Origin of the sequence: Streptomyces sp. NPDC102402, assembly GCF_044765765.1 — a bacterium.
In the GTDB taxonomy this organism is placed as follows: domain Bacteria; phylum Actinomycetota; class Actinomycetes; order Streptomycetales; family Streptomycetaceae; genus Streptomyces.
The window spans coordinates 356,153-380,473 of sequence record NZ_JBIWKR010000007.1 but is presented as its reverse complement, the minus strand read 5'-3'; the positions used below and the strand labels follow the sequence as shown (position 1 = coordinate 380,473).

The 24,321-nt window shown below is 71.1% G+C and carries 23 protein-coding genes; 17 read left to right on the top strand and 6 right to left on the bottom strand.

The window, feature by feature from the left end; translation table 11 throughout:
* The first annotated feature begins 9 nt into the window (after positions 1–9).
* From ACIRJR_RS22710 to tatC, 10 genes are all read left to right on the top strand, one after another.
* Positions 10–1,269, top strand: a complete 1,260-nt coding sequence (locus ACIRJR_RS22710; protein WP_403783608.1) for an MFS transporter — start codon at positions 10–12, stop codon at positions 1,267–1,269.
* A gap of 9 nt (positions 1,270–1,278) precedes the next feature.
* Positions 1,279–2,640 carry a Pup--protein ligase gene (gene pafA, locus ACIRJR_RS22705; protein ID WP_401522529.1) on the top strand — a complete coding sequence of 454 codons (1,362 nt, stop codon included), beginning with the start codon at positions 1,279–1,281 and terminating at the stop codon, positions 2,638–2,640.
* Positions 2,641–2,761: 121 nt separating this feature from the next.
* Positions 2,762–3,694 (top strand): FKBP-type peptidyl-prolyl cis-trans isomerase, encoded by a 933-nt coding sequence (locus ACIRJR_RS22700; protein ID WP_403783605.1) that lies wholly within the window; start codon positions 2,762–2,764, stop codon positions 3,692–3,694.
* A 43-nt stretch (positions 3,695–3,737) separates the two neighbouring features.
* Positions 3,738–4,112: an FKBP-type peptidyl-prolyl cis-trans isomerase gene (locus ACIRJR_RS22695; protein WP_031099446.1), complete on the top strand. Its 375-nt coding sequence runs from the start codon at positions 3,738–3,740 to the stop codon at positions 4,110–4,112.
* A gap of 115 nt (positions 4,113–4,227) precedes the next feature.
* Positions 4,228–5,181, top strand: a complete 954-nt coding sequence (locus ACIRJR_RS22690) for a helix-turn-helix transcriptional regulator (protein WP_403783603.1) — start codon at positions 4,228–4,230, stop codon at positions 5,179–5,181.
* A 14-nt stretch (positions 5,182–5,195) separates the two neighbouring features.
* The gene (locus tag ACIRJR_RS22685; protein WP_403783601.1) at positions 5,196–6,152 is read left to right on the top strand and encodes a helix-turn-helix transcriptional regulator; all 957 of its coding nucleotides are present in this window, start codon (positions 5,196–5,198) and stop codon (positions 6,150–6,152) included.
* Between the two features lie 37 nt (positions 6,153–6,189).
* The gene (locus tag ACIRJR_RS22680) at positions 6,190–6,465 is read left to right on the top strand and encodes a hypothetical protein (protein ID WP_329226974.1); all 276 of its coding nucleotides are present in this window, start codon (positions 6,190–6,192) and stop codon (positions 6,463–6,465) included.
* A 23-nt stretch (positions 6,466–6,488) separates the two neighbouring features.
* Positions 6,489–6,686 carry a hypothetical protein gene (locus tag ACIRJR_RS22675; RefSeq protein ID WP_403783599.1) on the top strand — a complete coding sequence of 66 codons (198 nt, stop codon included), beginning with the start codon at positions 6,489–6,491 and terminating at the stop codon, positions 6,684–6,686.
* Positions 6,687–6,899: 213 nt separating this feature from the next.
* Positions 6,900–7,196, top strand: a complete 297-nt coding sequence (gene tatA, locus ACIRJR_RS22670; RefSeq protein WP_403783597.1) for a Sec-independent protein translocase subunit TatA — start codon at positions 6,900–6,902, stop codon at positions 7,194–7,196.
* 49 nt (positions 7,197–7,245) lie between these two features.
* On the top strand, positions 7,246–8,208 hold the full coding sequence (gene tatC, locus ACIRJR_RS22665) for a twin-arginine translocase subunit TatC (RefSeq protein ID WP_403783595.1): 963 nt from the start codon (positions 7,246–7,248) through the stop codon (positions 8,206–8,208).
* Between the two features lie 74 nt (positions 8,209–8,282).
* Here the strand turns inward: tatC and ACIRJR_RS22660 are convergent, their stop codons facing one another.
* Positions 8,283–8,786, bottom strand: a complete 504-nt coding sequence (locus tag ACIRJR_RS22660) for a hypothetical protein (RefSeq protein ID WP_403783593.1) — start codon at positions 8,784–8,786, stop codon at positions 8,283–8,285.
* Between the two features lie 193 nt (positions 8,787–8,979).
* Between ACIRJR_RS22660 and ACIRJR_RS22655 the strand changes: the two genes are divergently transcribed.
* Both ACIRJR_RS22655 and ACIRJR_RS22650 read left to right on the top strand, forming a co-directional pair.
* The gene (locus ACIRJR_RS22655; RefSeq protein ID WP_403783591.1) at positions 8,980–9,870 is read left to right on the top strand and encodes a diacylglycerol kinase; all 891 of its coding nucleotides are present in this window, start codon (positions 8,980–8,982) and stop codon (positions 9,868–9,870) included.
* Positions 9,871–9,921: 51 nt separating this feature from the next.
* Entirely contained in the window at positions 9,922–12,750 is a 2,829-nt protein-coding gene (locus ACIRJR_RS22650) for a DEAD/DEAH box helicase (RefSeq protein ID WP_403783589.1), read from the top strand.
* Positions 12,751–12,830: 80 nt separating this feature from the next.
* Here the strand turns inward: ACIRJR_RS22650 and ACIRJR_RS22645 are convergent, their stop codons facing one another.
* From ACIRJR_RS22645 to ACIRJR_RS22630, 4 genes are all read right to left on the bottom strand, one after another.
* Positions 12,831–13,325 (bottom strand): SPW repeat protein, encoded by a 495-nt coding sequence (locus ACIRJR_RS22645; protein ID WP_403783587.1) that lies wholly within the window; start codon positions 13,323–13,325, stop codon positions 12,831–12,833.
* Positions 13,326–13,414: 89 nt separating this feature from the next.
* Positions 13,415–14,350: an ADP-ribosylglycohydrolase family protein gene (locus ACIRJR_RS22640; protein ID WP_403783663.1), complete on the bottom strand. Its 936-nt coding sequence runs from the start codon at positions 14,348–14,350 to the stop codon at positions 13,415–13,417.
* Between the two features lie 103 nt (positions 14,351–14,453).
* The gene (locus ACIRJR_RS22635; RefSeq protein WP_403783585.1) at positions 14,454–15,101 is read right to left on the bottom strand and encodes a fasciclin domain-containing protein; all 648 of its coding nucleotides are present in this window, start codon (positions 15,099–15,101) and stop codon (positions 14,454–14,456) included.
* Between the two features lie 70 nt (positions 15,102–15,171).
* On the bottom strand, positions 15,172–16,800 hold the full coding sequence (locus tag ACIRJR_RS22630) for a molybdopterin-dependent oxidoreductase (protein ID WP_403783583.1): 1,629 nt from the start codon (positions 16,798–16,800) through the stop codon (positions 15,172–15,174).
* A gap of 157 nt (positions 16,801–16,957) precedes the next feature.
* On the opposite strand from ACIRJR_RS22630, the gene ACIRJR_RS22625 reads away from it, so the two are divergent.
* The 5 genes from ACIRJR_RS22625 to ACIRJR_RS22605 all read left to right on the top strand — a co-directional run bounded on the left by ACIRJR_RS22625 (position 16,958) and on the right by ACIRJR_RS22605 (position 22,458).
* On the top strand, positions 16,958–18,229 hold the full coding sequence (locus ACIRJR_RS22625; RefSeq protein ID WP_403783581.1) for an NAD(P)/FAD-dependent oxidoreductase: 1,272 nt from the start codon (positions 16,958–16,960) through the stop codon (positions 18,227–18,229).
* Positions 18,226–18,951, top strand: coding sequence for a DUF1365 domain-containing protein (locus ACIRJR_RS22620; RefSeq protein ID WP_403783579.1), 726 nt, complete (start codon positions 18,226–18,228; stop codon positions 18,949–18,951). Before ACIRJR_RS22625 ends, ACIRJR_RS22620 begins: the two co-directional genes overlap by 4 nt.
* 95 nt (positions 18,952–19,046) lie before the next feature.
* Positions 19,047–20,273 (top strand): class I SAM-dependent methyltransferase, encoded by a 1,227-nt coding sequence (locus tag ACIRJR_RS22615; RefSeq protein ID WP_403783661.1) that lies wholly within the window; start codon positions 19,047–19,049, stop codon positions 20,271–20,273.
* Positions 20,270–21,637 carry a class I SAM-dependent methyltransferase gene (locus tag ACIRJR_RS22610; RefSeq protein ID WP_403783577.1) on the top strand — a complete coding sequence of 456 codons (1,368 nt, stop codon included), beginning with the start codon at positions 20,270–20,272 and terminating at the stop codon, positions 21,635–21,637. The genes ACIRJR_RS22615 and ACIRJR_RS22610 overlap by 4 nt, the downstream gene beginning before the upstream one ends.
* Positions 21,634–22,458 carry a DUF1295 domain-containing protein gene (locus ACIRJR_RS22605; protein ID WP_403783575.1) on the top strand — a complete coding sequence of 275 codons (825 nt, stop codon included), beginning with the start codon at positions 21,634–21,636 and terminating at the stop codon, positions 22,456–22,458. The genes ACIRJR_RS22610 and ACIRJR_RS22605 overlap by 4 nt, the downstream gene beginning before the upstream one ends.
* A 22-nt stretch (positions 22,459–22,480) precedes the next feature.
* On the opposite strand, the gene ACIRJR_RS22600 is transcribed toward ACIRJR_RS22605, so the two are convergent.
* The gene (locus ACIRJR_RS22600; RefSeq protein ID WP_403783573.1) at positions 22,481–24,277 is read right to left on the bottom strand and encodes an FUSC family protein; all 1,797 of its coding nucleotides are present in this window, start codon (positions 24,275–24,277) and stop codon (positions 22,481–22,483) included.
* Positions 24,278–24,321: the final 44 nt, after the last annotated feature.

The window sequence follows — 24,321 nt, the reverse complement described above, 5'->3', positions numbered from 1 at the left end:
GGGGCGGACATGGCCGCGGGGTATCTCGACATCCTCAGGACGCGGCACGCCGCCAGGCTGCTGACGGGAACACTGGTGGGACGGCTGCCCAACGGCACCGCCCACATCGCGATCGTCCTGTTCACCCGGGCCGAAGGCGGCAGCTACACCCTGGCCGGCGCCCTCGCGGCGGCGTACGGCCTCGCCACGGCGGTGGGGCAGCCCCTCCTGGGCCGGGCGGTCGACCTGTACGGCCAGCCGCGCGTGCAGCTCCCCGCGGCGGTCGTCTCCGCCCTCGGCATGGCCGCGCTGGCCCTGCTGGGCCTCGGCTCGCTCCCCGCGGCCTACGCCGCGGTCGTCGTGGCCGGAGTGTTCACACCCCCGCTCGAGGGCGGTCTGCGAGCCCTGTGGCCGGTGGTCCTCGGCCGTGAGGACCGGGTACACCGGGCGTACGCCATGGACGCGGTGGCCCAGGAGGTCATGTTCACCGTGGGGCCGCTCCTGGTGACCGTCCTGGTGTCCCTCTGGTCACCCGCCGCCGCGCTCCTGGTCATCAACGTCCTCGGGGTGCTCGGAGCGCTGTCCGTCGTCCTGTCCGAGCCCTCCAGGGCCTGGCGCTCGGCGCCCCGGGAGGCACACTGGCTCGGAGCCCTGCGCTCCCCCGGACTGCTCGCCCTGCTGGGCGCCTTCTTCTTCGTCGGGCTCGCTCTCGGCTCGATCACGGTGGCCGGTGTCGCGTACGCCGACGACCACGGCCGGGAGTCGGTGTACGGCTGGCTGATGGCCGCCCTCGGCCTCGGTGCGCTGATCGGGGGAGCCGTGTACGGGGCGCGGCAGTGGGCGGGGGCGCCCGAGCGCAGGCTGCGGGTCATCGTCGCCCTGCTGGCGCTGGGCTACCTGCCGCTGATGCTGACGCCCGGTGTGCCCGCCATGACCGCGCTGGCGGCCCTCGCCGGGGTCTTCCTGGCCCCGGCGATCGCCTGCTCCTTCATCGTCGTCGACCGGCACGCGCCGCAGGGCACGGTGACCGAGGCCTTCTCCTGGCTCGTGACGACCTTCGGGGTGGGCGCGGCGGCCGGAACGGCGGTGGCGGGACCGGCGGTCGAGCAGGGCGGGACGGCCTGGAGCTTCGCCGTCGCCGGGGCCGGTGGAGTGGCGGCGCTCCTGGTCCTGCTGGCCACCGGAAGGGTCCTCGCAGCTCCCGGGCGTACGCCCGCGGTTGTGGCCGGTTCGGAAAATGATCGAAACGGTGCCGTCGAACCCGGTTTCAGCTCAGGCCATAAGGCGTAATGTTCAGTCATGGACCGCCGCATTTTCGGGCTGGAGAACGAGTACGGCGTCACGTGCACGTTCAGGGGACAGCGCCGACTGTCTCCTGACGAAGTGGCGCGCTACCTCTTCCGCCGTGTTGTGTCATGGGGCCGCAGCAGCAATGTCTTCCTGCGGAACGGCGCCCGCCTCTACCTCGACGTGGGATCGCATCCGGAATACGCGACACCCGAATGCGACAACGTGACCGAACTGGTCACGCACGACAAGGCCGGCGAGCGCATTCTCGAAGGCCTGCTCGTCGACGCCGAACGCCGCCTGCACGAGGAGGGAATCGCGGGCGACGTCTATCTCTTCAAGAACAACACCGACTCGGCAGGAAACTCCTACGGGTGTCACGAGAACTACCTCGTGGCCCGGCACGGGGAATTCTCCCGGCTCGCGGACATCCTCATTCCGTTCCTCGTCACCCGTCAGCTGATCTGCGGTGCCGGCAAGGTGCTGCAGACGCCGCGCGGAGCCGTCTACTGCGTGAGCCAGCGGGCCGAGCACATCTGGGAGGGCGTCAGTTCCGCGACGACGCGCTCGCGGCCGATCATCAACACCCGGGACGAACCGCACGCCGACGCGGAGCGGTACCGCCGTCTCCACGTCATCGTGGGTGACTCCAACATGTCCGAGACGACCATGCTCCTCAAGGTCGGTGCCACCGACCTCGTGCTGCGCATGATCGAGGCGGGCACCGTGATGCGGGACCTGACCCTGGAGAACCCGATCCGGGCCATCCGCGAGGTCAGCCACGACATCACGGGACAGCGGAAGGTGCGCCTGGCCAGCGGCCGTGAGGCATCGGCCATCGAGGTCCAGCGCGAGTACTACGAGAAGGCCGTCGACTTCGTCGAGCGACGCGGCATCCGCACCGGCACCGTCGACCAGGTCCTCGAGCTCTGGGGACGGACGCTGGACGCCATCGAGGCCGAGGACCTCGACCGGATCGGCACCGAGATCGACTGGGTCATGAAGTACAAGCTCATCGAGCGGTACCGGGCGAAGCACAACATGACCATGTCGAACCCGAGGGTCGCTCAGATAGACCTCGCCTACCACGACATCCACCGGCGGCGGGGGCTCTACTACCTCCTGGAGCGCAAGGGCCAGGCGGCCCGGATCTGCAACGACATGAAGATCTTCGAGGGCAAGTCGGTGCCCCCGCAGACGACCAGGGCGCGGCTGCGCGGCGACTTCATCCGCCGCGCCCAGGAGCAGCGACGGGACTTCACCGTCGACTGGGTCCACCTCAAGCTCAACGACCAGGCGCAGCGCACCGTGCTGTGCAAGGACCCCTTCCGTTCCGTCGACGAGCGGGTGGAGAAGCTGATCGCGGGCATGTGATCCGGGACGGACCGTCCCACCCCGAATGCGACCGGGCCCCGTACGTTCCTCGTACGGGGCCCTTCGTTCCGCCTAGAGTGTCGGGGGACCATTCACGTGCCGTCTGAGATCTGAGGAACCAGTGCGCCGACTTGCCGGCCTTCTCGTCGTCCCCCTTCTGCTGCTGTCCACAGCGGCATGCGGCGATGACAAGGCCTCCGACTCCGCTTCGTCCAAGGGCGACCCCGCGATCACCGCGGGCGCGAAATTCGGCGAGAAGCCCACTCTGGCCAAGGGGGAGGGCGATCCCCCCAAGGAACTGAAGACCGAGGTCATCAGCGAGGGTGACGGCGCGAAGCTCAAGAACGGCGACGCGATCCAGGTCAACTACCTCGGGCAGGCATGGGACTCCACCAAGCCGTTCGACAACAGCTTCGACCGCAAGCAGCCCTTCGACCTGACGCTCGGGGCCGGCATGGTCATCCAGGGCTGGGACAAGGGGCTGGTCGGCCAGAAGGTCGGCAGCCGCGTCCAGCTGGTCATCCCGCCGGAGCTCGGTTACGGCGAGCAGGGCCAGGGCGACATCAAGCCCAACGCCACCCTCGTCTTCGTCGTCGACGTCGTGAAGGCGACGCAGATCCCGGCATCCGCCAAGGGATCGACGGTCGCCCAGGACAACATCGACCTGCCGAAGGTCGGTACGAACACGGACGGCAAGGCGCCCTCCGTGAAGATCCCCAAGAGCGACCCGCCGAAGAAGCTGGTCTCCAACTACGTGCTGGAGTCCGACGGCGCGGTCATCAAGGAGACCGACAGCGTCGTCGTGAACTACGTGGGTCTGCTCTGGAAGGGCAGCAAGCCCTTCGACAGCACCTACCAGACGGGGAAGACCCAGACCTTCCCGCTCGCCCAGGTCACCCTCAAGGGTCTCAAGTCAGGACTGGTCGGCAAGAAGGTCGGCAGCCGCGTCCTGCTCGTCATCCCGCCGGACCAGGGCTTCGGCGACAAGGCGCAGCAGACCGTCCCCGCCAAGTCGACGCTCGTCTTCGCGGTGGACCTCCTGGCAAAGATGTAAGACTGTCCCGGTTGACCAGTTCACAGTCAAGAGGAGCAGTTCAGTGAGCATCGAGAAGCCCGAGATCGACTTCCCGGGTGGCGAGCCGCCGGCCGACCTGGAGATCAAGGAAATCTGGGAGGGCGACGGGCCCGTGGCCCAGGCGGGTCAGACCGTCTCCGTGCACTACGTCGGTGTGGCCTTCTCCACCGGCGAGGAGTTCGACGCCTCCTGGAACCGCGGCACGCCGCTGCAGTTCCAGCTCGGTGCCGGCCAGGTCATCGCGGGCTGGGACAAGGGTGTCCAGGGCATGAAGGTCGGCGGCCGCCGCCAGCTGACCATCCCCGCGCACCTCGCCTACGGCGACCGCGGCGCGGGCGGCGGAGCCATCGCCCCGGGTGAGACGCTGATCTTCGTCTGCGACCTCGTCGGCGTCTGATCCGTCCGTCTACCGCAGTGAGGGCCCGTGCCGCAAGGCGCGGGCCCTCACTTTGGTCCGGACACCCCGGGGCGGTACGGTCGACGGTCGGAGAGCACGTCGAGAAAGGGCGTCGATGGCGATTGCCAAGGCCGAACGGCTGATGAACCTGGCGCTGTGTCTGCTGGGTACCCGGCGCCCGCTCAGCAAGCGTGAGCTCCGCGGCTCCATCGAGGCCTACCTGGAGGCGGGCTCCGACGAGTCCTTCAACCGGATGTTCGAGCGCGACAAGGACGATCTGCGCGAACTGGGCCTGGTCATCGAGACCGTGGAGAACCTGGACGGCGACACCGGATACCTCGCGCGCCGCGACAGCAACCGGCTGCCCCCCATCACCCTGGACGCCGAGGAGGCCGCGGCCCTCGGGCTCGCCGCCAAGGTCTGGCAGCAGGCCCGGCTCGCCGGGGCCGCCAGCGGCGCCCTGCAGAAGCTCCGGGCCGCCGGAATGCCGGAGGCCGAGGACGCCTACGAGGTGCACAGCGCCCTCGAACCCCGCATTCCGGTCCACGAGGCGGCCTTCGAGCCGCTGATGCTCGCCTGCCGTGACCGCCGCCCGGTCACCTTCGACTACCGCAAGGGCAACGCCGCCCGTCCCGAGCAGCGCCAGGTCGAGCCCTGGACGCTGGAGTGCTGGCGCGGCCACTGGTACCTGGCCGGCTGGGACCGCGACCGGGGGGCGGAGCGCGTCTTCCGGCTGTCCCGGATCTCGGGCCGGGTCCGCTCCCGCGCGGGAGTGTTCTCAGCTCCGGTGCCCGACGCCGTCACCGTCCGCGAGACCGTGGAGAGCTGGGCGGGGGAGACCGCCACCAGGACCGCCCTCATCAGGCTGCGGGCCGGCTCCGGCTACCCGCTGCGCTCCCGCGCGATATCGGTACGGGACCTCGGTGACGGCTGGGACGAGTTGGAGATCCCCTACGGACACGGACTGGACGCCTGGCTCGTGGAGTTCGGTCCCGACGTGGTCGTGAGGGAGCCCGCCGACCTGCGGGCCGACGTGATGGACCGGCTGCGCGCCGTGGCCAAGGACTGAGGGGACCCGTACTCGTGGCCACCAACGCGATCGACCAGACCCGGCGGATGCTCTCCCTCGTCACGTACCTGCGTGAGCGCCCCGGCGCGCACGTCCAGGACGTGGCCCGGGCCTTCGGGATCACCGAGGACGAGCTGATCTCCGACCTCGACGTGCTGCCCATGTGCGGGACCAGCTTCCGTGGCGGTGACCTGCTGGACATCGACACCGACGGCGACCGGATCTGGTGGCACAACCCGGACGACGTCGCCGAGCCGCTGCGCCTCGCCGCCGACGAGGCGACCGCCCTGCTCGTCGCGGCCCGCGCCGTCGCCACGCTCCCCGGTCTGCGCGAGAGCGACCGGCAGGCGCTGGTGCGGGCGACCGCGAAGCTGGAGACGGCGGCCGGCGAGGTGGGGGCCGCCAGCTCAAGGCTCTCGGTCACGTTCGAGTCCGAGGGCGGTGTCTTCGCCGACGTCGACCGGGCGATCTCCGAGCGGCGCCGGCTCTGGCTGCGTTACTACTCGCCCGCCCGCGACGAGCTGACCGAGCGCGAGGTGGACCCGATCCGGCTGTTCGCCGTCGGCCACACCTACATGGAGGGCTGGTGCCGGCTCACCGAGGCGCGGCGGACCTTCCGGCTCGACCGGGTCGCCGAGATCAAGCTCCTCGACGCCCCGTCCGCCCCGCCGGAGCTGGAGCTCCGCGACCTCTCCGAAGGGCTGGTCCAGCCGGCGGCCGAGGACCCGGAGGTCGTGATCGAGGTCGGTCCCGGCGGCCGGTGGGTCGCCGAGTACTACCCGCACGACAGTGCCGAGGAGCTGCCCGACGGCGGCCTTCGCATCACGCTCCGCACGCCCGACCCGGCCTCCCTGCGCAGGCTCGCCCTGCGGCTGGGCGGCGAGGGACGCATCACCTCGCCCCCTGAGCTGGCGGAGAGTGCCAGGACGGCGGCGCGTGAGGCACTGGCCGCCTACGACGGCGCACTCTGAGAGGCGGCCACCGGTGCACCGAGGAGACAGAGGCCATATGACCGCGATATCGAGCACGCAGACCGGACCGGCTCCGGTCCCCGTGCCCGACACCGTGCGCTTCCGGGCCGCCTGTCCGGACTGCCGTGAGCGGTTCGAGCTCGGGGCCGGGGCGCTGCGGCTGGCGATAGGAGCCAGCCGGCGTACCACCTTCTACTCCTTCACCTGCCCCGCGTGCGGCACCGCGGTCCGCAAGCCGGCCGGGGAGCGCATAGTGGAGCTCCTCAGCGGCGGCGGGGTGCGGACGCTGCGCCTGCACACCGCCCTGCGGTGACGAGAGACATCGAGGATCCGTCCATGTTCTGGCCCATGCTCGCCATCGCTCTGGGATTCGCAGGTCTGGCCGTGCTCGGCGTGCTGGCCGTCAGGGTCTTCATCGAGGCGCGGAGGCTCGCGGGACAGGTGGCCGCGACCACGCAGCGGATCAACCGAGCGGCGGAGGATCTCGAACGAGCGGCCACCACGCTCGCCGATACCGGAGAAGCCCTGCGCTAGCCGGGCGCGGCCTCCAGATTCACCGGTTCGGGGGGTACGCTGCTGGAACGGCCCAGGCAGGGAGGTGCGGGCCGCAAGCGGGAGTACGCACGGGCATTGCCTCGCGTTTACCCCTGCGGGTTACGATCGCTGCCAGCGCTACGGTCGGACAACTGTCCGGCCGAACGGGTAGCGAGTCCACCCTCCAGTCGCCTCAGTGAGAAGGAAGCGCACATGCCGCTCGGCAATCTGAAGCCCCTCGAGATCATCCTGATCATCGCCGTCATCCTGCTGCTCTTCGGTGCCAAGAAGCTTCCCGACATGGCGCGTTCCCTCGGCAAGTCGGCCCGCATCCTCAAGAGCGAGGCCAAGGCCATGAAGAAGGACGGCGCGGAGAACGCGGAGCCCACCTCGGAGACCGTCGCGGACACCACCCCTCCGGCGACCCCCGCCAAGACGATCCAGGCCGCCCCGGGTGATGTGACCAGCTCCCGCCCGGTCAGCGAGGCCAAGCCCACCACCCAGAGCTGACAGCTGATCCGTATCACCGGAAGCTGCCGCACGAGACGAGGGAAGTGGGTTGCTCAAGTCTGCCCGCAAGCAGGAGAAGGACGACGAGGGGCGCATGCCCCTCCTCGATCACCTGCGTGAGCTGCGCAACAGGCTCCTGAAGTCGGTCCTGGCGATCGGCGTGGTGACCATCGTTGCCGCCTTCTACCAGAAGGAAATCTACGATTTCCTCCTGCACCCGCTGCTCAGCTCGGTCGGCTGCGCGGACGGCGTGGTCAAGGCCGTCAACGGCAAGCCGTGCGCTGTCCTCAAGACCGACACCCTGATGGGCCCGTTCACCAACGCGCTCAAGGTCGGCCTGATGTCGGGTGTCCTGATCGCCACCCCGATCTGGCTCTTCCAGCTCTGGGCCTTCGTGGCGCCCGGGCTCCACAGGACGGAGAAGCGATACGCCTACGGCTTCGTCGTCGTCGGGGTGCCCCTGTTCCTGGCAGGCGCGTACCTGGCCTACGCGATTCTCCCGCAGACAGCCGAGATCATGCTCGGCTTCAGCCCTGAGAACGTCCAGAACCAGATCGCCCTCGACAGCTACCTCGATCTGCTCACCCGGATGCTGATCGTCTTCGGCCTCGCCTTCGAACTTCCGCTGCTCCTCATCGCGCTCAACATGACGGGTGTGGTTTCCGGGAAGCGCATGCTCGGCTGGTGGCGGGGGATGATCGTCGGTCTCACGGGCTTCGCCGCCATCGCGACCCCCGGCGGTGAACCGCTCTCCATGCTCCTGCTAGCGGGCCCGCTGGCGCTTCTCTACTTCGTCGCCACAGGGTTCTCCCTCCTCAACGACAAGCGCAGGCGCCGCAACAACCCCGACGCCGAGCTCGACGACGACGAGGCCTCGGACCTGGACCTCACCCCCCAGGCGGTCGGCGCCGTGGAACCGGTGTCCTCCCGGCCCGCCCTGCCCGAGCAGTCAGGCGGAGACGCGGACGGCGGCCGGTCGAAGCGGCTCAACGGTTACGACGACATCACCTGACATTGATGTGCCTGGATGGATCCGGATATGGGTTGGGGTGCTCACAGCCCCTGTCAGCACCCCAACCCATCCAGCTAGATCTGACCTGAGCCTGTCAGCTGCCAGGTGCCGCCACCCGCTCCGTCGTTGTTGATATCCCAATTCACGCTACCGTCGGCGGTCCAACCGCCTGTGCTGGTGCTGTAATACGTTGACGTCACATGTCCGTAGCCACTGCCCGAATCGTAGGTATTCGCGGGATTTTTGTAGCTGCTCGATGCTGTCTTGTATGCGGAGTCGTTACGCTCCAGTCGCAAATTCACGTCAAGATCCTCCATGCCAGCAGCAGAACCATTGCCGCCGTCTTCCCAGGCCACATGCACGGTTGCCTGGTAGTAGTTGGAGGATGTGCGGCTGACGCACAGTGTGATGTAGAGGTCCAGGTTCTCACCGACAGTGTCGAACTGTTTGTGCTGTTTGGCGCTGCAATTGCTAGCCGCTGCGGCAGCCGCCGAGGTGGGGGTGAGGGCGACAGTTGCCGCCGCGAGGAGCCCTGTCGACACTATGGAGGCGGCGAGTCGTGAAGTCCGTCCAGTCATTTCAAGATCCTCTGCTTCGGGTTTCTATCCGACCGGACGCATGCTGGCACCGATCGTGGTGACGCAACTGTGAATGGTCGCTAGCGTGATCGAAATGTGAACTCTTAATGGCGGACAGTGGTAGACGTGTCCGGATCCACAGGCAGGCGGCTTGCCGTACGATTTCATCACCTGACCTTGTAAGGTCCCGCGGGTGACCAGCGAGATCACCCTCTTCGTCAATCCCACCGCGGGAAGCGGCCGGGGCGCGCGTGCCGCGCAGCCGGCCGCTTCGGCTTTGCGGGACGCGGGATTCTCCGTACGCACCGTGCTCGGCGAGGACGCCGACGACGCCCTGCGGCGAGCCCGCGAGGCCGTGGCGGGCGGCACCGGCGCGCTGATAGCCGTGGGCGGGGACGGCATGATGTCCCTCGCCCTGCAGGCCGTGGCCGGTACCGAGACACCGCTCGGCGCCGTGGCCGTCGGCACCGGCAACGACTTCGCCCGCGCGCTCGGCCTGCCGGTCCGTGACCCGGCCGCCGCCGGACGGCTGGCCGCCGGGCTGCTCAAGGCCGGGACGGCGCGCGCGATCGATCTCGGCCGGGTGGGGGAGCGCTGGTTCGGCTCGGTGCTGGCCTCGGGTTTCGACTCGCGGGTCAACGACCGTGGGAACCGGATGCGCTGGGCCGGGGGGCGCTTCAAGTACGACCTGGCGATCCTCGCCGAGCTGGCAGCCTTCCGGCCGACCCCCTACCGCGTCCGGCTGGACGGCGGCCCCGTCACCGAGATCGAGGCGACCCTGATCGCGGTGGGAAACGGGACCTCCTACGGCGGTGGCATGCGGATCTGCGCCGACGCCGTCATGGACGACGGGCTCTTCGACGTGACCGTGGTCGGCGACTGCAGCCGGACCACCCTGCTCAAGGTCTTCCCGAAGGTGTACCGGGGGACCCACCTCGGGCATCCGAAGGTCACCGTGCACCGGGTCTCCTCGATAGATCTGGCGGCCGCCGGTGTCACCGCCTACGCGGACGGCGAGCCGCTGGGCGCGCTGCCGCTCACCGCGACCTGCGTACCCGGTGCGGTCAGAGTCCTGGCACCGTGAGAAATAAAGATCGGGCTGACTGTCATACGGGGCGGGTAGGCTCGTATCAAGATGACAGAGGACCTCTCACCAGCTGAGCGATACCAGGCGTCCCGGGTCCGTGCGGCCGAGCAGGCCACGGCTCTCGGGCCCTTCCGCGAGATGTACGAGTTCGGACTGGACCCGTTCCAGATCGAGGCCTGCCAGGCCGTCGAGGCCGGCAAGGGGGTGCTGGTCGCGGCCCCCACGGGGTCGGGCAAGACGATCGTCGGCGAGTTCGCCGTGCACATGGCCCTGCTGCAGGGCAGGAAGTGCTTCTACACCACGCCCATCAAGGCACTGTCGAACCAGAAGTTCGCGGATCTCGTACGGCGCTACGGCGCGGACAAGGTCGGTCTGCTGACCGGCGACAACAGCGTGAACGCGGACGCGCCGGTGGTCGTCATGACGACCGAGGTCCTGCGCAACATGCTGTACGCGGGCTCCCAGGCGCTCACCGGCCTCGGCTACGTGGTCATGGACGAGGTGCACTACCTCTCCGACCGCTTCCGGGGCGCCGTCTGGGAGGAAGTGATCATCCACCTGCCGGAGTCGGTGACCCTGGTCTCGCTTTCGGCGACCGTGTCCAACGCCGAGGAGTTCGGTGACTGGCTGGACACGGTGCGCGGGGACACGCAGGTGATCGTCTCCGAGCACCGGCCCGTGCCGCTGTGGCAGCACGTCATGGCCGGACGCCGGATGTACGACCTCTTCGAGGAGGAGACGGACCACGGCGGCCGGGGAACCGGCCGGCGTGAGGTCAGTCCCGATCTCGTGCGCCTCGCCCGGATGGAGAACCAGCGTGGGTACAACCCGCGCGAGCGCCGGCGCGGCAAGATGGTGCGCGAGGCGGACCGGGAGCGCGAGCGCCGTCAGCGGAGCCGGATCTGGACTCCGTCCCGGCCCGAGGTCATCGACCGGCTCGACGCCGAGGGACTCCTGCCCGCCATCACCTTCATCTTCAGCCGGGCCGGCTGCCAGGCGGCCGTGCAGCAGTGCCTTCAGGCCGGACTGCGGCTGAACGACGAGGACAAGCGCCGGCTGGTGCGGGAGATCGTCGAGGAGCGGACCGCGTCCATCCCCGGTGAGGACCTGCACGTCCTCGGGTACTACGAGTGGCTCGAAGGGCTGGAGCGGGGCATCGCCGCCCACCACGCCGGGATGCTGCCGACCTTCAAGGAGGTCGTGGAGGAGCTGTTCGTCCGCGGTCTGGTCAAGGCCGTGTTCGCGACCGAGACGCTGGCGCTCGGCATCAACATGCCGGCGCGTTCCGTGGTGCTCGAGAAGCTCGTCAAGTGGAACGGCGAGCAGCACGCCGACATCACACCGGGCGAGTACACCCAGCTCACCGGGCGGGCCGGGCGGCGCGGGATCGACGTCGAGGGCCACGCCGTCGTCCTGTGGCAGCGGGGCATGGACCCCGGGGCGCTCGCCGGGCTCGCCGGCACGCGTACGTATCCGCTGCGTTCCAGCTTCCGGCCCTCGTACAACATGGCCGTCAACCTCGTGCAGCAGTTCGGGCGGCACCGCTCGCGCGAGCTGCTGGAGACCTCCTTCGCGCAGTTCCAGGCCGACCGGTCCGTCGTCGGGATCTCCCGGCAGGTCCAGCGCAACGAGGAGGGACTCGAGGGCTACAAGGAGGGCATGACCTGCCACCTCGGGAACTTCGAGGAGTACGCGGGGCTGCGCCGCGACCTCAAGGACCGCGAGACGGACCTGGCCAAGCAGGGCGCCGCCCAGCGGCGGGCGGCCGCCGCCTCGTCCCTGGAGAAGCTGAAGCCCGGTGACGTCATCCACGTCCCCACCGGTAAGTTCGCCGGGCTCGCCCTGGTCCTCGACCCTGGACTGCCCGCGGGACGGACCAACGGCCATCGCGGGCTGGAGTACCACGACGGACCGCGCCCACTGGTGCTCACGGCGGAGCGGCAGGTCAAGCGCCTGGCCCACATCGACTTCCCGGTGCCGGTCGAGGCCCTGGAGCGCATGAGGGTGCCCAAGTCGTTCAACCCGCGCTCTCCTCAGTCGCGTCGCGATCTCGCGTCCGCGCTGCGGAGCAAGGCGGGGCACATCGATCCGGGACGGCACCGGAAGCAGCGGGCCGCCGCGGCCGACGACCGGGAGATCGCCCGGCTCCGCACGGAGCTGCGCGCCCATCCCTGCCACGGGTGCGACGAGCGTGAGGACCACGCCCGCTGGGCGGAGCGCTACCACCGGCTGCGGCGCGACACCCGGCAGCTGGAGCAGCGGATCGAGGGCCGGACGAACACCATCGCCCGGACCTTCGACCGTATCGTCGCGCTCCTGACGGAGCTCGACTACCTGCGGGGCAACGAGGTCACCGACAACGGCCGACGTCTGGCGCGGCTCTACGGCGAGCTCGACCTGCTGGCCAGCGAGTGCCTGCGGGACGGTGTCTGGGAAGGGCTCAACCCCGCCGAGCTGGCCGCCTGCGTCTCGGCGCTCGTCTACGAGGCGCGCCAGGCGGACGACGCCGTCGCACCGAAGCTGCCTTCCGGTCCGGCGAAGACCGCGATGGGCGAGATGGTCCGTATCTGGGGCCGGCTCGACGCCCTGGAGGAGGACTTCAAGATCAGCCAGACGGAAGGGGTCGGTCAGCGGGAGCCCGACCTCGGCTTCGCCTGGGCCGTCTACATGTGGGCCTCCGGGCGGACGCTGGACGAGGTGCTCCGCGAGGCGGAGATGCCCGCGGGGGACTTCGTGCGGTGGTGCAAGCAGGTCATCGATGTCCTCGGCCAGATCGCCGCCGCCGCGCCCCGGGACGGGAGTTCGGTCCCGAAGAACGCCCACAAGGCGGTCGACGCGGTGCTGCGGGGTGTGGTGGCGTACAGCTCCGTGGGGTGATCGGCTCCGGCGGCCGGAGGTGTGAGCACGGAAGTGGCCGCGGACGTACGCGTCCGCGGCCACTTCTGCGTGTTCTCCCGTCAGGTCTTCTTCTTGTTCTTCATCGAGAGTCCCGCGCAGGCTGCCCCCAGCACAATCGCCAGACCACCGACGATCACGTTGTTGAGGACGACGCCCATGTCGGGGCTCTGGCCGACGATCCACGTCGAAACGATGAGCCAGGCGCCCAGCGCGACGATGGCGATGCTCATCCCGGTCATCCGCTCGGGCATGGCGGTGAAGCAGAGTGCCAGCACGGCTATCGCGATGCCGATGACGAGGTTGTGCGTCACCAGGGAGGGCTGGCTCGCGGTGAAGTGAAGCACCCACGGCGAGACGGCGCAGTACAGGCCGAGCAGGAACACCGGTGCGTCCGCACCGGCCGTGGTGCGGCGCCCGCCGCCCATCACCCGGTCGTGACGCGCCCGCATCTCCTCGGCGTCGGGGTGTCCGGAGATGTCTCTGCCGGTGCGGTCGGAAACGTCTCTGCCGGTGTGGCCGGAAGTGTCCCTTCCGGTGTGAGAGAGGTTGCTCATGAGGATGGTCTCCTTCGCACTTTCCGGAGCGACCGCAGTCGGAGGGACGCGGTCATCGGCTCTCTCCCCAGTGTGCTCTTATATGCCCCTTATGTGTAGTTTTCCTGGTGGCTGATTCCTGTGGTTCCGTCGAGGCGGGAGGCCAGGACTTCCAGGTCCGCCGTCCGCAGCACACGGGCTCCGAATCCCGGCAGCGGTACGTGCAAGGGGTGTGCCCAGCGCTCCGGGACGGCGTCGATGCCGTACACAGCTCCGGCCAGGCCGCCCGTGACCGCCGCCACCGTGTCGGTGTCCCCGCCCACGTCGACCGCCGCTCCCAGCGCACCCTCGAAGCCGTCGGTGGTGCGCAGCGCCCAGAGCGCCGTACCGAGGCAGGGCCAGACCGCGCCGTTGAACTCGGTGGCGTCGTCCGGATGCCAGTCGGGGGCCAGGACGGCGGCCCAGCGGGCGCGGTGGCCGGCGTCGACAGCTGCCAGTGTGCCGTCCACCGCCGCGAGCGGGTCGCCACCCTCCAGTGCCACACGCACGAGTTCGTGGAAGACGGCGGTGCCTTCCCACGCGGCCCGGTCGCCGTGCGTCAGTGCCGCGATGCGGCGGGCGGCGTCCATGGTGGCCGCACGTCCCGCCCGGGCGAAGTACACCGCCGAGGTGGTGGCACGCATCAGCGAACCGTTCCCCGCGGCCCGGGTGTTGACCTGGAAATGGAGTGCGGCGGCGACGTCCCAGGCATCGCCGCCCGTGAGGACGTCCTCGGTCTGCAGGCCGATGTCCTTCGGCTCTGCCGCCGCCCACCGGCGGAACCGGCCGAACATGTCGGGGAGGTCCAGGCCACCCCGTTCCAGCAGCGACTCCCCGACGAGGACGGCCATCTGTGTGTCGTCCGTCGCCTCGCCCGGATCCCAGCCGCCGCCCCCGCACATCGTGCCCACCCCGTCCGGGAACCTGGCGCTGTAGACGCCGGGGAGCCCGAACTCGAAGGGGGCGCCCAGGGCGTCGCCCACCGCGGACCCCACGACCGCGCCCATGACACGAGCCCCGCGGTCCGCGCCGCTCCGGCCTTGGGGTCGGAGAGCGCGGTCCTCGGGGCTCGTGGGAGTCATGCCGTCAGCGTAGCGACGGCCCGCGGGCTCAGCTCGCGGGCATCAGGACGGTGTCGACGATGTAGACCGTCGCGTTGGCGGTCGGGACGTTGCCGCAGACGACCTTGGAGGAGTCGTTCACGGTGTACTCCTCGCCCGAACCCGCGGTCGTCAGCTTGGTCTTGGCCAGGGTGTCGAAGGAGCCCTTCTCGAGCTGCTGCGGCGTCAGCTTCTGACCGACCACGTGCGCGGTGAGCACCTTGGTGAGCTCGGCCTTGTTCGCGAGCAGCTTGTCCAGGTCGGCCTTCGGGATCTTGGCGAAGGCGTCGTTGGTGGGAGCGAACACCGTGATGTTCTCGGCGCTGTTCAGGGTGTCGACGAGGCCGGCCTGCTTGACCGCCGCGACGAGAGTGGAGAGCGCCGGGTTGTTCGACGCGGCCGTGGCGACCGGGTCCTGGGCCATGCCCGCGAACGAGCCCGCACCGTCCTTCGGGACCGACGCACAGCCCGGGCCGAAGGGCTCGTCCATGGTCGCGGCGCTCTCGGTCTCCTTGGCCGGGGCGCTCGACGCGGCCTTGTCCGCACCGGAGTCGGACGAGGTGCTGTCGGAGTCGCCGGAGCAGGCGGTCAGAGCGAGCGGCAGGAGGGCCGCGGCGGAGGCGGCGACGGCGATGCGGCGGAGGTGACGGTTGTTCATGGTGTTCTCCTGTAAGGATCGTTGTTCAACAGAGGGAAGGAAAGAGAGAGTTCGGCGGGCTGGTCGGTAGTCAGGTCACGTCGACCACCACCGAGTGCCAGCCGGTCGCACCGTCGGGTACGGTGCCGACCCGCTTGTCGGTCTGTGTGGCGCCGCCGCGGTCCGTCGCGCGGACCTCGAGGGTGTGGTGGCCGGTCGTGGCGGGCCACTCCCACACCCACTGGCGCCAGGTGTCACGGCCGGCCTCGGCACCCAGCCGGGCGGTGTGCCACTCGCCGCCGTCCACACGGACCTCGACCCGGGCGATGCCCCGGTGCTGGGCCCAGGCGACACCGGCGACCGGCACGGTCCCCGCCCGCGGGGCGGCGAAGGGGCGCGGGGTGTCGATCCGTGACTGGGTCTTGATCGGTGCCTCGCGGGACCAGTCGCGCTTGACCCAGTAGGCGTCGTACGCGTCGAACGTCGTGAGCTCGATGTCCTGGATCCACTTGCACGCCGAGACGTAGCCGTACAGGCCGGGGACGACCATCCGGACCGGGAAGCCGTGGTCGAACGGCAGTGGTTCGCCGTTCATGCCGACCGCGAGCAGGGCGTCGCGCCCGTCCATGACGTCTTCGACCGGCGTCCCGATCGTCATCCCGTCCACGGAGCGCGACACGATCTGGTCGGCCCGCCCGCCCTTCGACGGAGGCTTCACCCCGGCCTCGCGCAGCAGATCGGCCAGCCGCACGCCGATCCACCGGGCCGTGCCCACATAAGGGCCGCCCACCTGGTTGGACACGCAGGTCAGCGTGATGTCGCGCTCCACGAGCTCGCGCCCCAGGAGGTCCTGGAAGCCGAGGGTGACGGGTCGCGTCACCCCCTTCCCATGGATCCGGAGCCGCCACTCGTCGGCGTCGACGCGCGGGACGACCAGAGCCGTGTCCACCCGGTAGAAGTCCTTGTTCGGGGTGGTGAAGGAACTGAGACCCCGGATACCCAGTTCGGCCTTCCCCGGTATCGGGGGAGCGGCCGAGCCCGGGGACGGGAGCACGATGTCACCGCGTGAGGCGGAGACCCCGGCCAGTTGGGAAGCCTGGAGCCGTCGCCCCACGAGCCCCGCGCCGGCCGAGGCCGCCGCCGCCGCGGTCGCCGCGATGACGAATCCGCGACGGTCGAAGGTGCCCTGCGCCCCGCCGTCCGTCTCCCCAGCCGCGGGAGGCGGAACGGGGGCCGGGGCCAGCCGTCCGGCCAGGAGATACAGCACTCCTGCGGCCAGCAGCGCGCCCACGACCGAAGGCAGTGCGTCGAGCGGACGGCCTTCCGGCCGGCCGATCGCGGCGACTGCCCCGACCACGCCGAAGACCAGTACGGCCGCAGCGCCGGTCCACCGGTGCCGCAGCGCCAGGACCCCCACCGCCATGGCGAAGACCGCCAGGAGGACGAGGATCCCGAGCTGCAGGACCAGCTTGTCGTCGGTGCCGAAGTTCCGTACGGCGAAGTCCTTGACGGCCGCGGGGGTGCGGTCGATGACCGCCCCGCCCACGGCCGTGACCGGACCCGCCTCCGGACGCACGGCAGCGGCGACCAGTTCGGCGACGCACAGGGCGGTGAACCCGGCGATCACACCGCTGAGCGCGGCGAAAGCGGCACGCGCCCAGCGGGCTCGCCGGGCGCCGGGAGTCCCTTGCTTCTGCGAAACGTATCGGTCTGTTCTCACACCGGGAGTTCGGCGCTGATCGCCCGGCGGATTGGTCGTTCACTCGATCGAAGGAAGTCTGATCATCGGCCAATCCGCGACGCCACCGGCCACGAATGACCTCTGAGGGGCGCTGAAGCAGCGCCCTGGCCAGGCGTGGAACACCGGAGGGAACCGAATGACAAGGGAGCGGCAGCGCACAGCCGTGGTGGGGAGCGGGGTCGCGGGCCTGACTGCCGCGCACGTCCTGGGGAAGGCGCACGACGTGACTCTCCTCGAGGCCGACGAGCGGGTCGGCGGGCACGCGCACACCCACGACCTGACCTCGTCGGACGGACGGACGCACCGCGTCGACTCGGGATTCATCGTGCACAACCGGAGGACCTATCCGCACCTCCTGCGGCTCTTCGGCGAACTCGGGGTGGCCACCCAGGAGTCGGAGATGAGCATGTCCGTGCGGTGCGAGGGCTGCGGACTGGAGTACGCGGGGGCCCGGGGCGCCGCCGGACTGTTCGCCCGGCCCGGGTCCGTGTTCCGGGGTCCCTACCTGAGGATGCTGACCGAGGTTCCCCGCTTCCACCGCGCGGCCCGTGCCCTGCTCGCGCTGCCCGAAGGCACGGGGCCGACGACCCTGGGCGACTTCGCGGCGCGCGGGCGTTTCTCCCCGTACTTCTCGGCCCACTTCCTGACGCCCATGGTCTCCGCGGTCTGGTCCTGCGACCCGGTGACCGCGATGCGCTACCCGGCCCGCTACCTCTTCAGGTTCCTGGAGCACCACGGGATGCTGTCGATCGGCGACTCACCGGTCTGGCGCACCGTCACCGGCGGCTCGGGCGAGTACGTCGACCGCGTCGCCAAGCAGGTCCACTCCCTGCGCACGGCCACCCCGGTCAGGACGGTCCGCCGGCACGGGGACGGCGTGGAGATCGTCACGGAGGACGGCACCACCGAGGAGTTCGACGCGGTGGTCGTCGCCACCCACCCCGACCAGGCGCTCCGGCTCCTCGCCGACCCCACCGACGAGGAGCGGCGGACCCTCGGCGCGTTCCGCTACTCCCACAACCCCACGCTGCTGCACACCGACACCACGCTCCTGCCCCGCAGCCGGGGGGCGGCGGCGTCCTGGAACTACCTGATGCCGTCCTGCGCGGCCGACGCCGACCGGGTCACCGTCAGCTACGACATGAACCGCCTCCAGCGCCTGGACGCCCCCGAGCGGTTCGTCGTCACCCTGAACGGCGCCGACCGGGTCGACCCGGACCGCGTACGGGCCCGCATGGTCTACCAGCACCCCGTCTTCACCCCGGAGTCGGTCGCCGCCCAGGCCGGGCTGCCCGCCCTCTCGGGGCCCGTCACCGCCTACGCGGGGGCCTACCACGGGTGGGGGTTCCACGAGGACGGCTGCCGGTCCGGGGTCGAGGCGGCCGCCGCGCTGGGGGTGACCTGGTGAGCGGCGCCCTCTACCCGTGCACCATCACCCACGTACGGACCGCGCCCCGCAGGTACGCGCTGCGGCACCGCACCTACCTGTGGCTCATCGACCCGGACAGCCCGCCGCGGCTGCCGGCCGTGCTGCGTCCACTGGCCGGCTTCGACGCCGCCGACCACTTCGGCGGCACGGCACCCACCGTCCGCGCCGGACTCGAACGGTTCCTCGCGGCCCGGGGCGTCGACCTCGGCGACGGCACCGTCACCATGCTCACCCAGGCCCGGGTCTTCGGCCACGTCTTCAACCCGCTGACCGTCTACTGGTGCCACCGCCCCGACGGCACCCCCCTCTGCGTCGTCGCCGAGGTGCACAACACCTACGGCGAGCGCCACTGCTACCTGTTGCGCCCGGACGCCGCGGACCGGGCGGTGACCGGCAAGGACTTCTACGTGTCGCCGTTCTTCCCGGTGGACGGCGACTACCGGATGCGGCTGCCCGAGCCCGACCGGCGGCTGAACCTGACGATCCACCTGGAACGCGAGGAATCACGCCCGTTCACGGCGACCGTACGAGGCACCCGCCGCCCCGGGACGCCCGCCCAACTGGTCCGCCTCTTCCTGCGCCACCCCTTCTCCACCGCGGTGGTGTCCGCCGCCATCCGCCTGCACGGAATCCGGCTCTTCCTGCGCCGGCTGCCCGTACAACCACGTCCACGTCACCACACCCAGGAAGGCATGCAGTGAAGGTGCCCACCTCTTCCACCCCTCCCGCCCCGACCGCGGTTCCCGCCCGCGGCGGCACCGTCCCGGCACAGACCCGGTCCGCCACACCCTCCCCGGTGCGCGTGGACCCCGTCCGCTGGCCCGATGTGGCGGCTCAGCCGAAGGTCTCCGGAGTGCGGACCGCCGTGGCCGAACGGCTCGTACGGCACGCCCTCTCCCGGCTGCCGCTGCGCGCCCGGCTCGCCGGCCGCGACAGCATCGGCCTGGGCGGACCCCTCATGGAGATCCGCCGGCCCGACGCCTTCTTCCGGCGGATCGGCGCGGGCGGGCTCATCGGCTTCGGCGAGTCGTACATGGCGGGCGAGTGGGACTCACCCGACCTCGTCGGCGTCCTGACCGTCCTCGCGGGGAACGCGGCGGAACTGGTGCCCGCCCCCCTCCAGAAGCTGCGGGGCCTGTGGGCGCTCCGGCAGCCCGCCTCGCAGGCCAACACCCCGGCGGGCTCCCGTGACAACATCAGCCACCACTACGACCTGTCGAACGACCTCTTCGCGCTCTTCCTCGACGACACACTGACGTACTCCTCGGCCGTCTTCCGGGGGTTCCCGGCCGAGCACGACCTGCTGCCCGCCGCCCAGCACCGCAAGATCGACATGCTGCTCGACCTGGCCGGCGTGCGCCACGGCACGGAGCTGCTGGAGATCGGCACCGGCTGGGGCGAACTCGCCGTACGCGCCGCCGCGCGCGGCGCCCGAGTCACCACCGTCACCCTCTCCCGGGAACAGCGGGAGCTGGCCAGGGCCCGGATCCGTGAGGCCGGCCACGAGGACCGGGTCGACGTGCGGCTCTGCGACTACCGCGACATCACCGGGGAGTACGACGCGATCGTCAGCGTCGAGATGATCGAAGCGGTCGGTGCGGAGTTCTGGCCCGAGTACTTCCGGACACTGGAGAGCCGCCTCGCCCCCGGCGGGCGGATCGCGCTCCAGGCCATCACGATGCCGGACGACCGGATGCTCGCCAGCCGCAGCACCTACACCTGGATCCAGAAGTACATCTTCCCCGGCGGGCTGCTCCCCTCCACCGAGGCCGTCGAGCGCGTCACCACCGCTCACACCGGCCTGCGCACGAGGCAGCGCAGCACCTACGGCATGCACTACGCCGAGACCCTGCGGCTCTGGCGTGCGCGCTTCGAGGAGCGGGCCGCCCAGGTCGACGCGCTGGGCTTCGACGCGACCTTCCGCCGTATGTGGTCCTTCTACCTCGCCTACTCCGAGGCCGGATTCAGGTCCGGCTACCTCGATGTGCAGCAGATTCTCCTGACCCGTGAGGACACCGCGTGAACACCCTTACCGACACCCCGGGCACCGGAGCCGCTCAGCGGATCGCGCCGGTCGTCGAGCAGTTCCTCGGCGGCCCGCCGCCGGTCAGGATCAGGATGTGGGACGGCAGCGAGACCGGCCCCGAGGACGCGCCGACCGTACACGTCCGCTCCCGGCGGGCACTGCGCCGCCTTCTGTGGCAGCCGGGCGAACTCGGCCTCGCCGAGGCCTATATCACGGGTGACATCGACCTCGCCGACGATCTCGCGGACGGTCTGCGCGCCATGCGCCGCGCCGGGCGCGACCACGGACTGCGGGCTCCCCGCCCCGCCGTCGCCGACCGCCTCCGGGCCGCGGGGACGGCCCTGCGCCTCGGCGCCGTCGGACCCCGCCCGCCGGTTCCCCGGTCCCGTGCGGGGCTCCGGGGCGCTCTGCACAGCAAGGCGCGCGACCGGGCGGCCATCAGCCACCACTACGACCTGTCCAACGCCTTCTACTCCCTGCTGCTCGACGAGACCATGGCCTACTCCTGTGGCTACTGGACCAGCGACGCCCCCGGTTACGGGCCCGCCGACGCCCAGCGCGACAAGCTGGAGCTGATCTGCCGCAAGCTCGGGCTGACGGCCGGCGCGCGGCTGCTCGACATCGGGTGCGGCTGGGGCTCCCTGACGCTCCACGCGGCAGCCCGGCACGGCGTGCGGGTCACCGCCGTCACCCTCGCCGCGGAGCAAGCCGCTTACGTGCGCGGTCAGGTGGAGGCGCGGGGCCTGGGGGATCTCGTCGAGGTCCACCGCTGCGACTACCGCGACGTCGCCGGTCTGCCCGGCTTCCTGGGCGGGTACGACGCCGTGTCCACCGTCGAGATGGGGGAACACGTCGGCGACGCCGAGTACCCGGCCTTCACCGGGCTGCTCCACTCGGTGCTCCGGCCGCGGGGGCGCGCCCTGGTCCAGCAGATGTCCCGTGGTACGACCGCTCCCGGCGGCGGCGCGTTCATCGAGTCGTACATCGCGCCCGACATGCACATGCGCCCGCTCGGTGAGACCGTCGGGCTGCTGGAGGGCGCCGGACTCGAGGTGCGCGACGTCGAGTCGATGCGCGAGCACTACGTCCTGACCGTCGAGGCCTGGCGCCGCACCCTCGAGGAGCGCTGGCCCGAGTTCGTGGCCCTGGTGGGCGAGGAGACGGCCCGGGTGTGGCGCCTCTACCTGGTCGGCGGTGCCCTCGCCTTCGAGGAACGGCGCATGGGCGTCGACCAGATCCTCTCGGTGCGGCCCGACGCGGAGGGCACGGCGGGCCTGCCCGCCACGCGGCACGGCTGGTACGCGGAGAGCGCCCACGTTCCGCACCAGGCCGTGGCACCGGACCGGGCGGACGCCCCGTGAGCGCCTTCGGATGGGGGGAGTTCGCCCAGAACCTGGCCGTGGCGGCCGGGGCGGCCCTCGGCGTCATGCTCGTGACGTTCCTGGTGGCCCTGCGCAAGGGGCTGCACCGGATCGTCGACGTGGCCTGGGGTCTCGGCTTCGCGGCCGTCGCCCTCGCCTCGTACGCGATGTCGGCCGGGGACGGGGACGGCGGCAACCGCCTCCTGGTCACCGTGCTCACCGTCGTCTGGGGCCTGCGGCTGGCCGTGCACATCGGCCGACGGGGCCGGGGCCACGGGGAGGATCCGCGCTACGAGGCCATGCTGGCCAAGGCGCCGGGCAGCCCCGCCCTCTACGCCCTGCGCAAGGTCTACCTCCTCCAGGGCGCGCTCGTCTGGCTCATCTCCCTGCCGGTGCAGGCCGCCTGCTACCTGACGGGACCGCCGGCATGGTGGGCGTGGGCGGGGGCCGGGCTGTGGGCGGTGGGACTCGTCTTCGAGGCGGTGGGGGACGCCCAGCTGGCGCGGTTCAAGGCGGATCCCGCCAACAAGGGGCGGATCATGGACCGGGGCCTGTGGTCCTGGACCCGCCACCCCAACTACTTCGGCGACTTCTGTGTCTGGTGGGGGCTGTTCCTCATCGTCTGCCAGGAGCCCGCGGTCGCGGCCGCGACGCTCGTGTCCCCCGTCGTGATGAGCCTCCTGCTGACCATGGGCAGTGGAAAGGCCCTGCTGGAGCGGCACATGGCCGGACGGCCGGGTTACGAGGAGTACCGGGCCCGCACCAGCGGCTTCTTCCCGCGCCCGCCCGGAGGACACGGGGACCGACGGGTGGCCGGGTGAGGCAGCGGGCCCGGGGCGCCCGTCAGCGCCCCGGCCCGCGCCGGTCCAGCCGGCCGAGCAGCTCGTAGGCGCGCCGCTCGGCGGCCGCGAGCCGGGAGGGGTCGATCCCCGCCGGCAGCAGTTCACCGGCCGCCGCGTCGTCGGCCTCCCGCAGCTCCACGGCCGCCGCGGCCAGTCGCATCTGCACGGGCGAAGGCCGGGGCCCGCCGGACCCGGCGAGGGACCGTTCGGCGAGATCGGCCGCCTCCGTGCACGCGGCCAGGGCGTGGTCCACCCGTACCGCCGCCCGGTCGTGGACGACCAGCAGCGCGCACACCAGCCCGACGACGATGCCCAGTCCGCTGCCGAGCACCCGGTCCAGGATCAGCTCCCCGGCCGGCGCGGGGGTCGACAGGTCACTCAGCAGCAGCGCCAGCGGCGTGAGGAAGACGACCCCGAGACCGTAGTTGCGGGCCACGACGCACTCCAGCAGGAACTCCAGACCCACGATGGCCAGGACGAGCACCAGGGCCTCCGGCCGCGCCCCGAGGACGGCGAGCGCGAGCAGCAGGCCGACCGCTGTGCCCAGGGCCCGCTGCGCCGCGCGCTGCGCCGTGGTGCGGAGATTGACGGAGTGCAGGACCGCCGCGGCCGAGATCGCCGCCCAGTAGCCGTGCTCCAGGTCCAGCAGCACGGCCAGACCTCCTGCCGCACCGGTGCCCAGCGTCATCCGCACGGCGGAGACGACCAGAGGGCCGTAGTGGCGGGAGCTGCCCGTCGGCCCGATCAGGAGTTCGGTCGCGCGCAGCGCGGCGGTGTCGGCCGACACCGCGGGAGCCCGCGCAGGACCGGACTCCCCGCCCTCCTCGATCTCCTGGAACGGCGCCGTCGCGTCGAGGCGGGAACGCAGCTCCGGGAGGACGAGGACCCTCCGGTGCCGGACACCGAGCAGGCGCGCCTGGCGGCGCAGATGGTGAGCGGTCCGGGCCGGCGCGCCGAGCGTGGCCCGCTCGGATTCGACGAGGAGGGCCCAGCACAGGTCGGTGAGCCGCATGAAGACCGCGTCGCGCGCCGGTCCGGTCCGCGCCGCGGCGGCCGGCGGCGGGTAGCCGAGGCACTGGTACGCGTGGAGGACCGCGACGGTCGCCCGATGGCGGGTGTGACGCGGCACGCTCCCGGCATCCTCGGTCTCCAGCAGACCGGCGACCCTGCGCAGGGCGGTGGCCACCGCCAGGCGCTGCGGCCGGTGCGGGTGGACGAGCCAGTCCGCGGCCGCCAGCAGCCAGGCCGACGCCGCCCCCGCCGCCGCGAGCGCCGTGAAGGGAAGCACATCGGCGCCGGTCGCCGGGCCGTTGGCCGCCACCGCGAACGAGAACAGCAGCATGATCGCGCCGAGCCCTCTGAGCCGTGTCGCGTCGCAGGCGAACTTCGCGGCACCCGCGACCAGCGCGGTCGCCGCGACCACCACGGCGACGGCCCCCGCGTCCCCGGGGCCGGCCCACGCCGCGAGCGCCGCACCGCAGCCCACACAGGCCGTCATGGCCACGGCGGTGACGGCCAGGACGCGTGAACGGCGTGCATAGGGCAGGTCGCGCCCGAAGGTCGTGGTGAAGGCGCCCAGCATCGCGTAGACCGCGAGGCCGGGCCGCCCCGTCCACACGAGGGGGACGGCGATCAGCCCCACGGCCAGGGCGGCCCGCGCGGCGAAGAGCAGGGATCCCTCCGCGTCGCGCAGGGACAGCGCACCGCGCGGGGAGAGCACGCGGCGGCCCGCCCCGGCGAGTGAACGCCACCCACCGTGCCGAGGCACGGGGCGGGCGGATCTGCGCGGAGTCGGCATGTCCGATGTGTACCTCCCGCACGCGCCCGGAGCAGTGCGCCTCG

Excerpts from the sequence above, each read along its gene's own strand:
- ACIRJR_RS22675 (WP_403783599.1), top strand. The coding sequence starts at position 6,489 with ATGTTCTGGCCCATGCTCGCCATCGCTCTGGGATTCGCAGGTCTGGCC.
- tatA (WP_403783597.1), top strand. The coding sequence starts at position 6,900 with ATGCCGCTCGGCAATCTGAAGCCCCTCGAGATCATCCTGATCATCGCC.
- ACIRJR_RS22640 (WP_403783663.1), bottom strand. The coding sequence starts at position 14,350 with ATGGGCGCGGTCGTGGGGTCCGCGGTGGGCGACGCCCTGGGCGCCCCC.
- ACIRJR_RS22690 (WP_403783603.1), top strand. The coding sequence starts at position 4,228 with ATGGCGATTGCCAAGGCCGAACGGCTGATGAACCTGGCGCTGTGTCTG.
- ACIRJR_RS22635 (WP_403783585.1), bottom strand. The coding sequence starts at position 15,101 with ATGAACAACCGTCACCTCCGCCGCATCGCCGTCGCCGCCTCCGCCGCG.
- ACIRJR_RS22680 (WP_329226974.1), top strand. The coding sequence starts at position 6,190 with ATGACCGCGATATCGAGCACGCAGACCGGACCGGCTCCGGTCCCCGTG.
- ACIRJR_RS22660 (WP_403783593.1), bottom strand. The coding sequence starts at position 8,786 with ATGACTGGACGGACTTCACGACTCGCCGCCTCCATAGTGTCGACAGGG.
- ACIRJR_RS22650 (WP_403783589.1), top strand. The coding sequence starts at position 9,922 with ATGACAGAGGACCTCTCACCAGCTGAGCGATACCAGGCGTCCCGGGTC.
- ACIRJR_RS22600 (WP_403783573.1), bottom strand. The coding sequence starts at position 24,277 with ATGCCGACTCCGCGCAGATCCGCCCGCCCCGTGCCTCGGCACGGTGGG.
- ACIRJR_RS22710 (WP_403783608.1), top strand. The coding sequence starts at position 10 with ATGGCCGCGGGGTATCTCGACATCCTCAGGACGCGGCACGCCGCCAGG.
- pafA (WP_401522529.1), top strand. The coding sequence starts at position 1,279 with ATGGACCGCCGCATTTTCGGGCTGGAGAACGAGTACGGCGTCACGTGC.
- ACIRJR_RS22645 (WP_403783587.1), bottom strand. The coding sequence starts at position 13,325 with ATGAGCAACCTCTCTCACACCGGAAGGGACACTTCCGGCCACACCGGC.
- ACIRJR_RS22625 (WP_403783581.1), top strand. The coding sequence starts at position 16,958 with ATGACAAGGGAGCGGCAGCGCACAGCCGTGGTGGGGAGCGGGGTCGCG.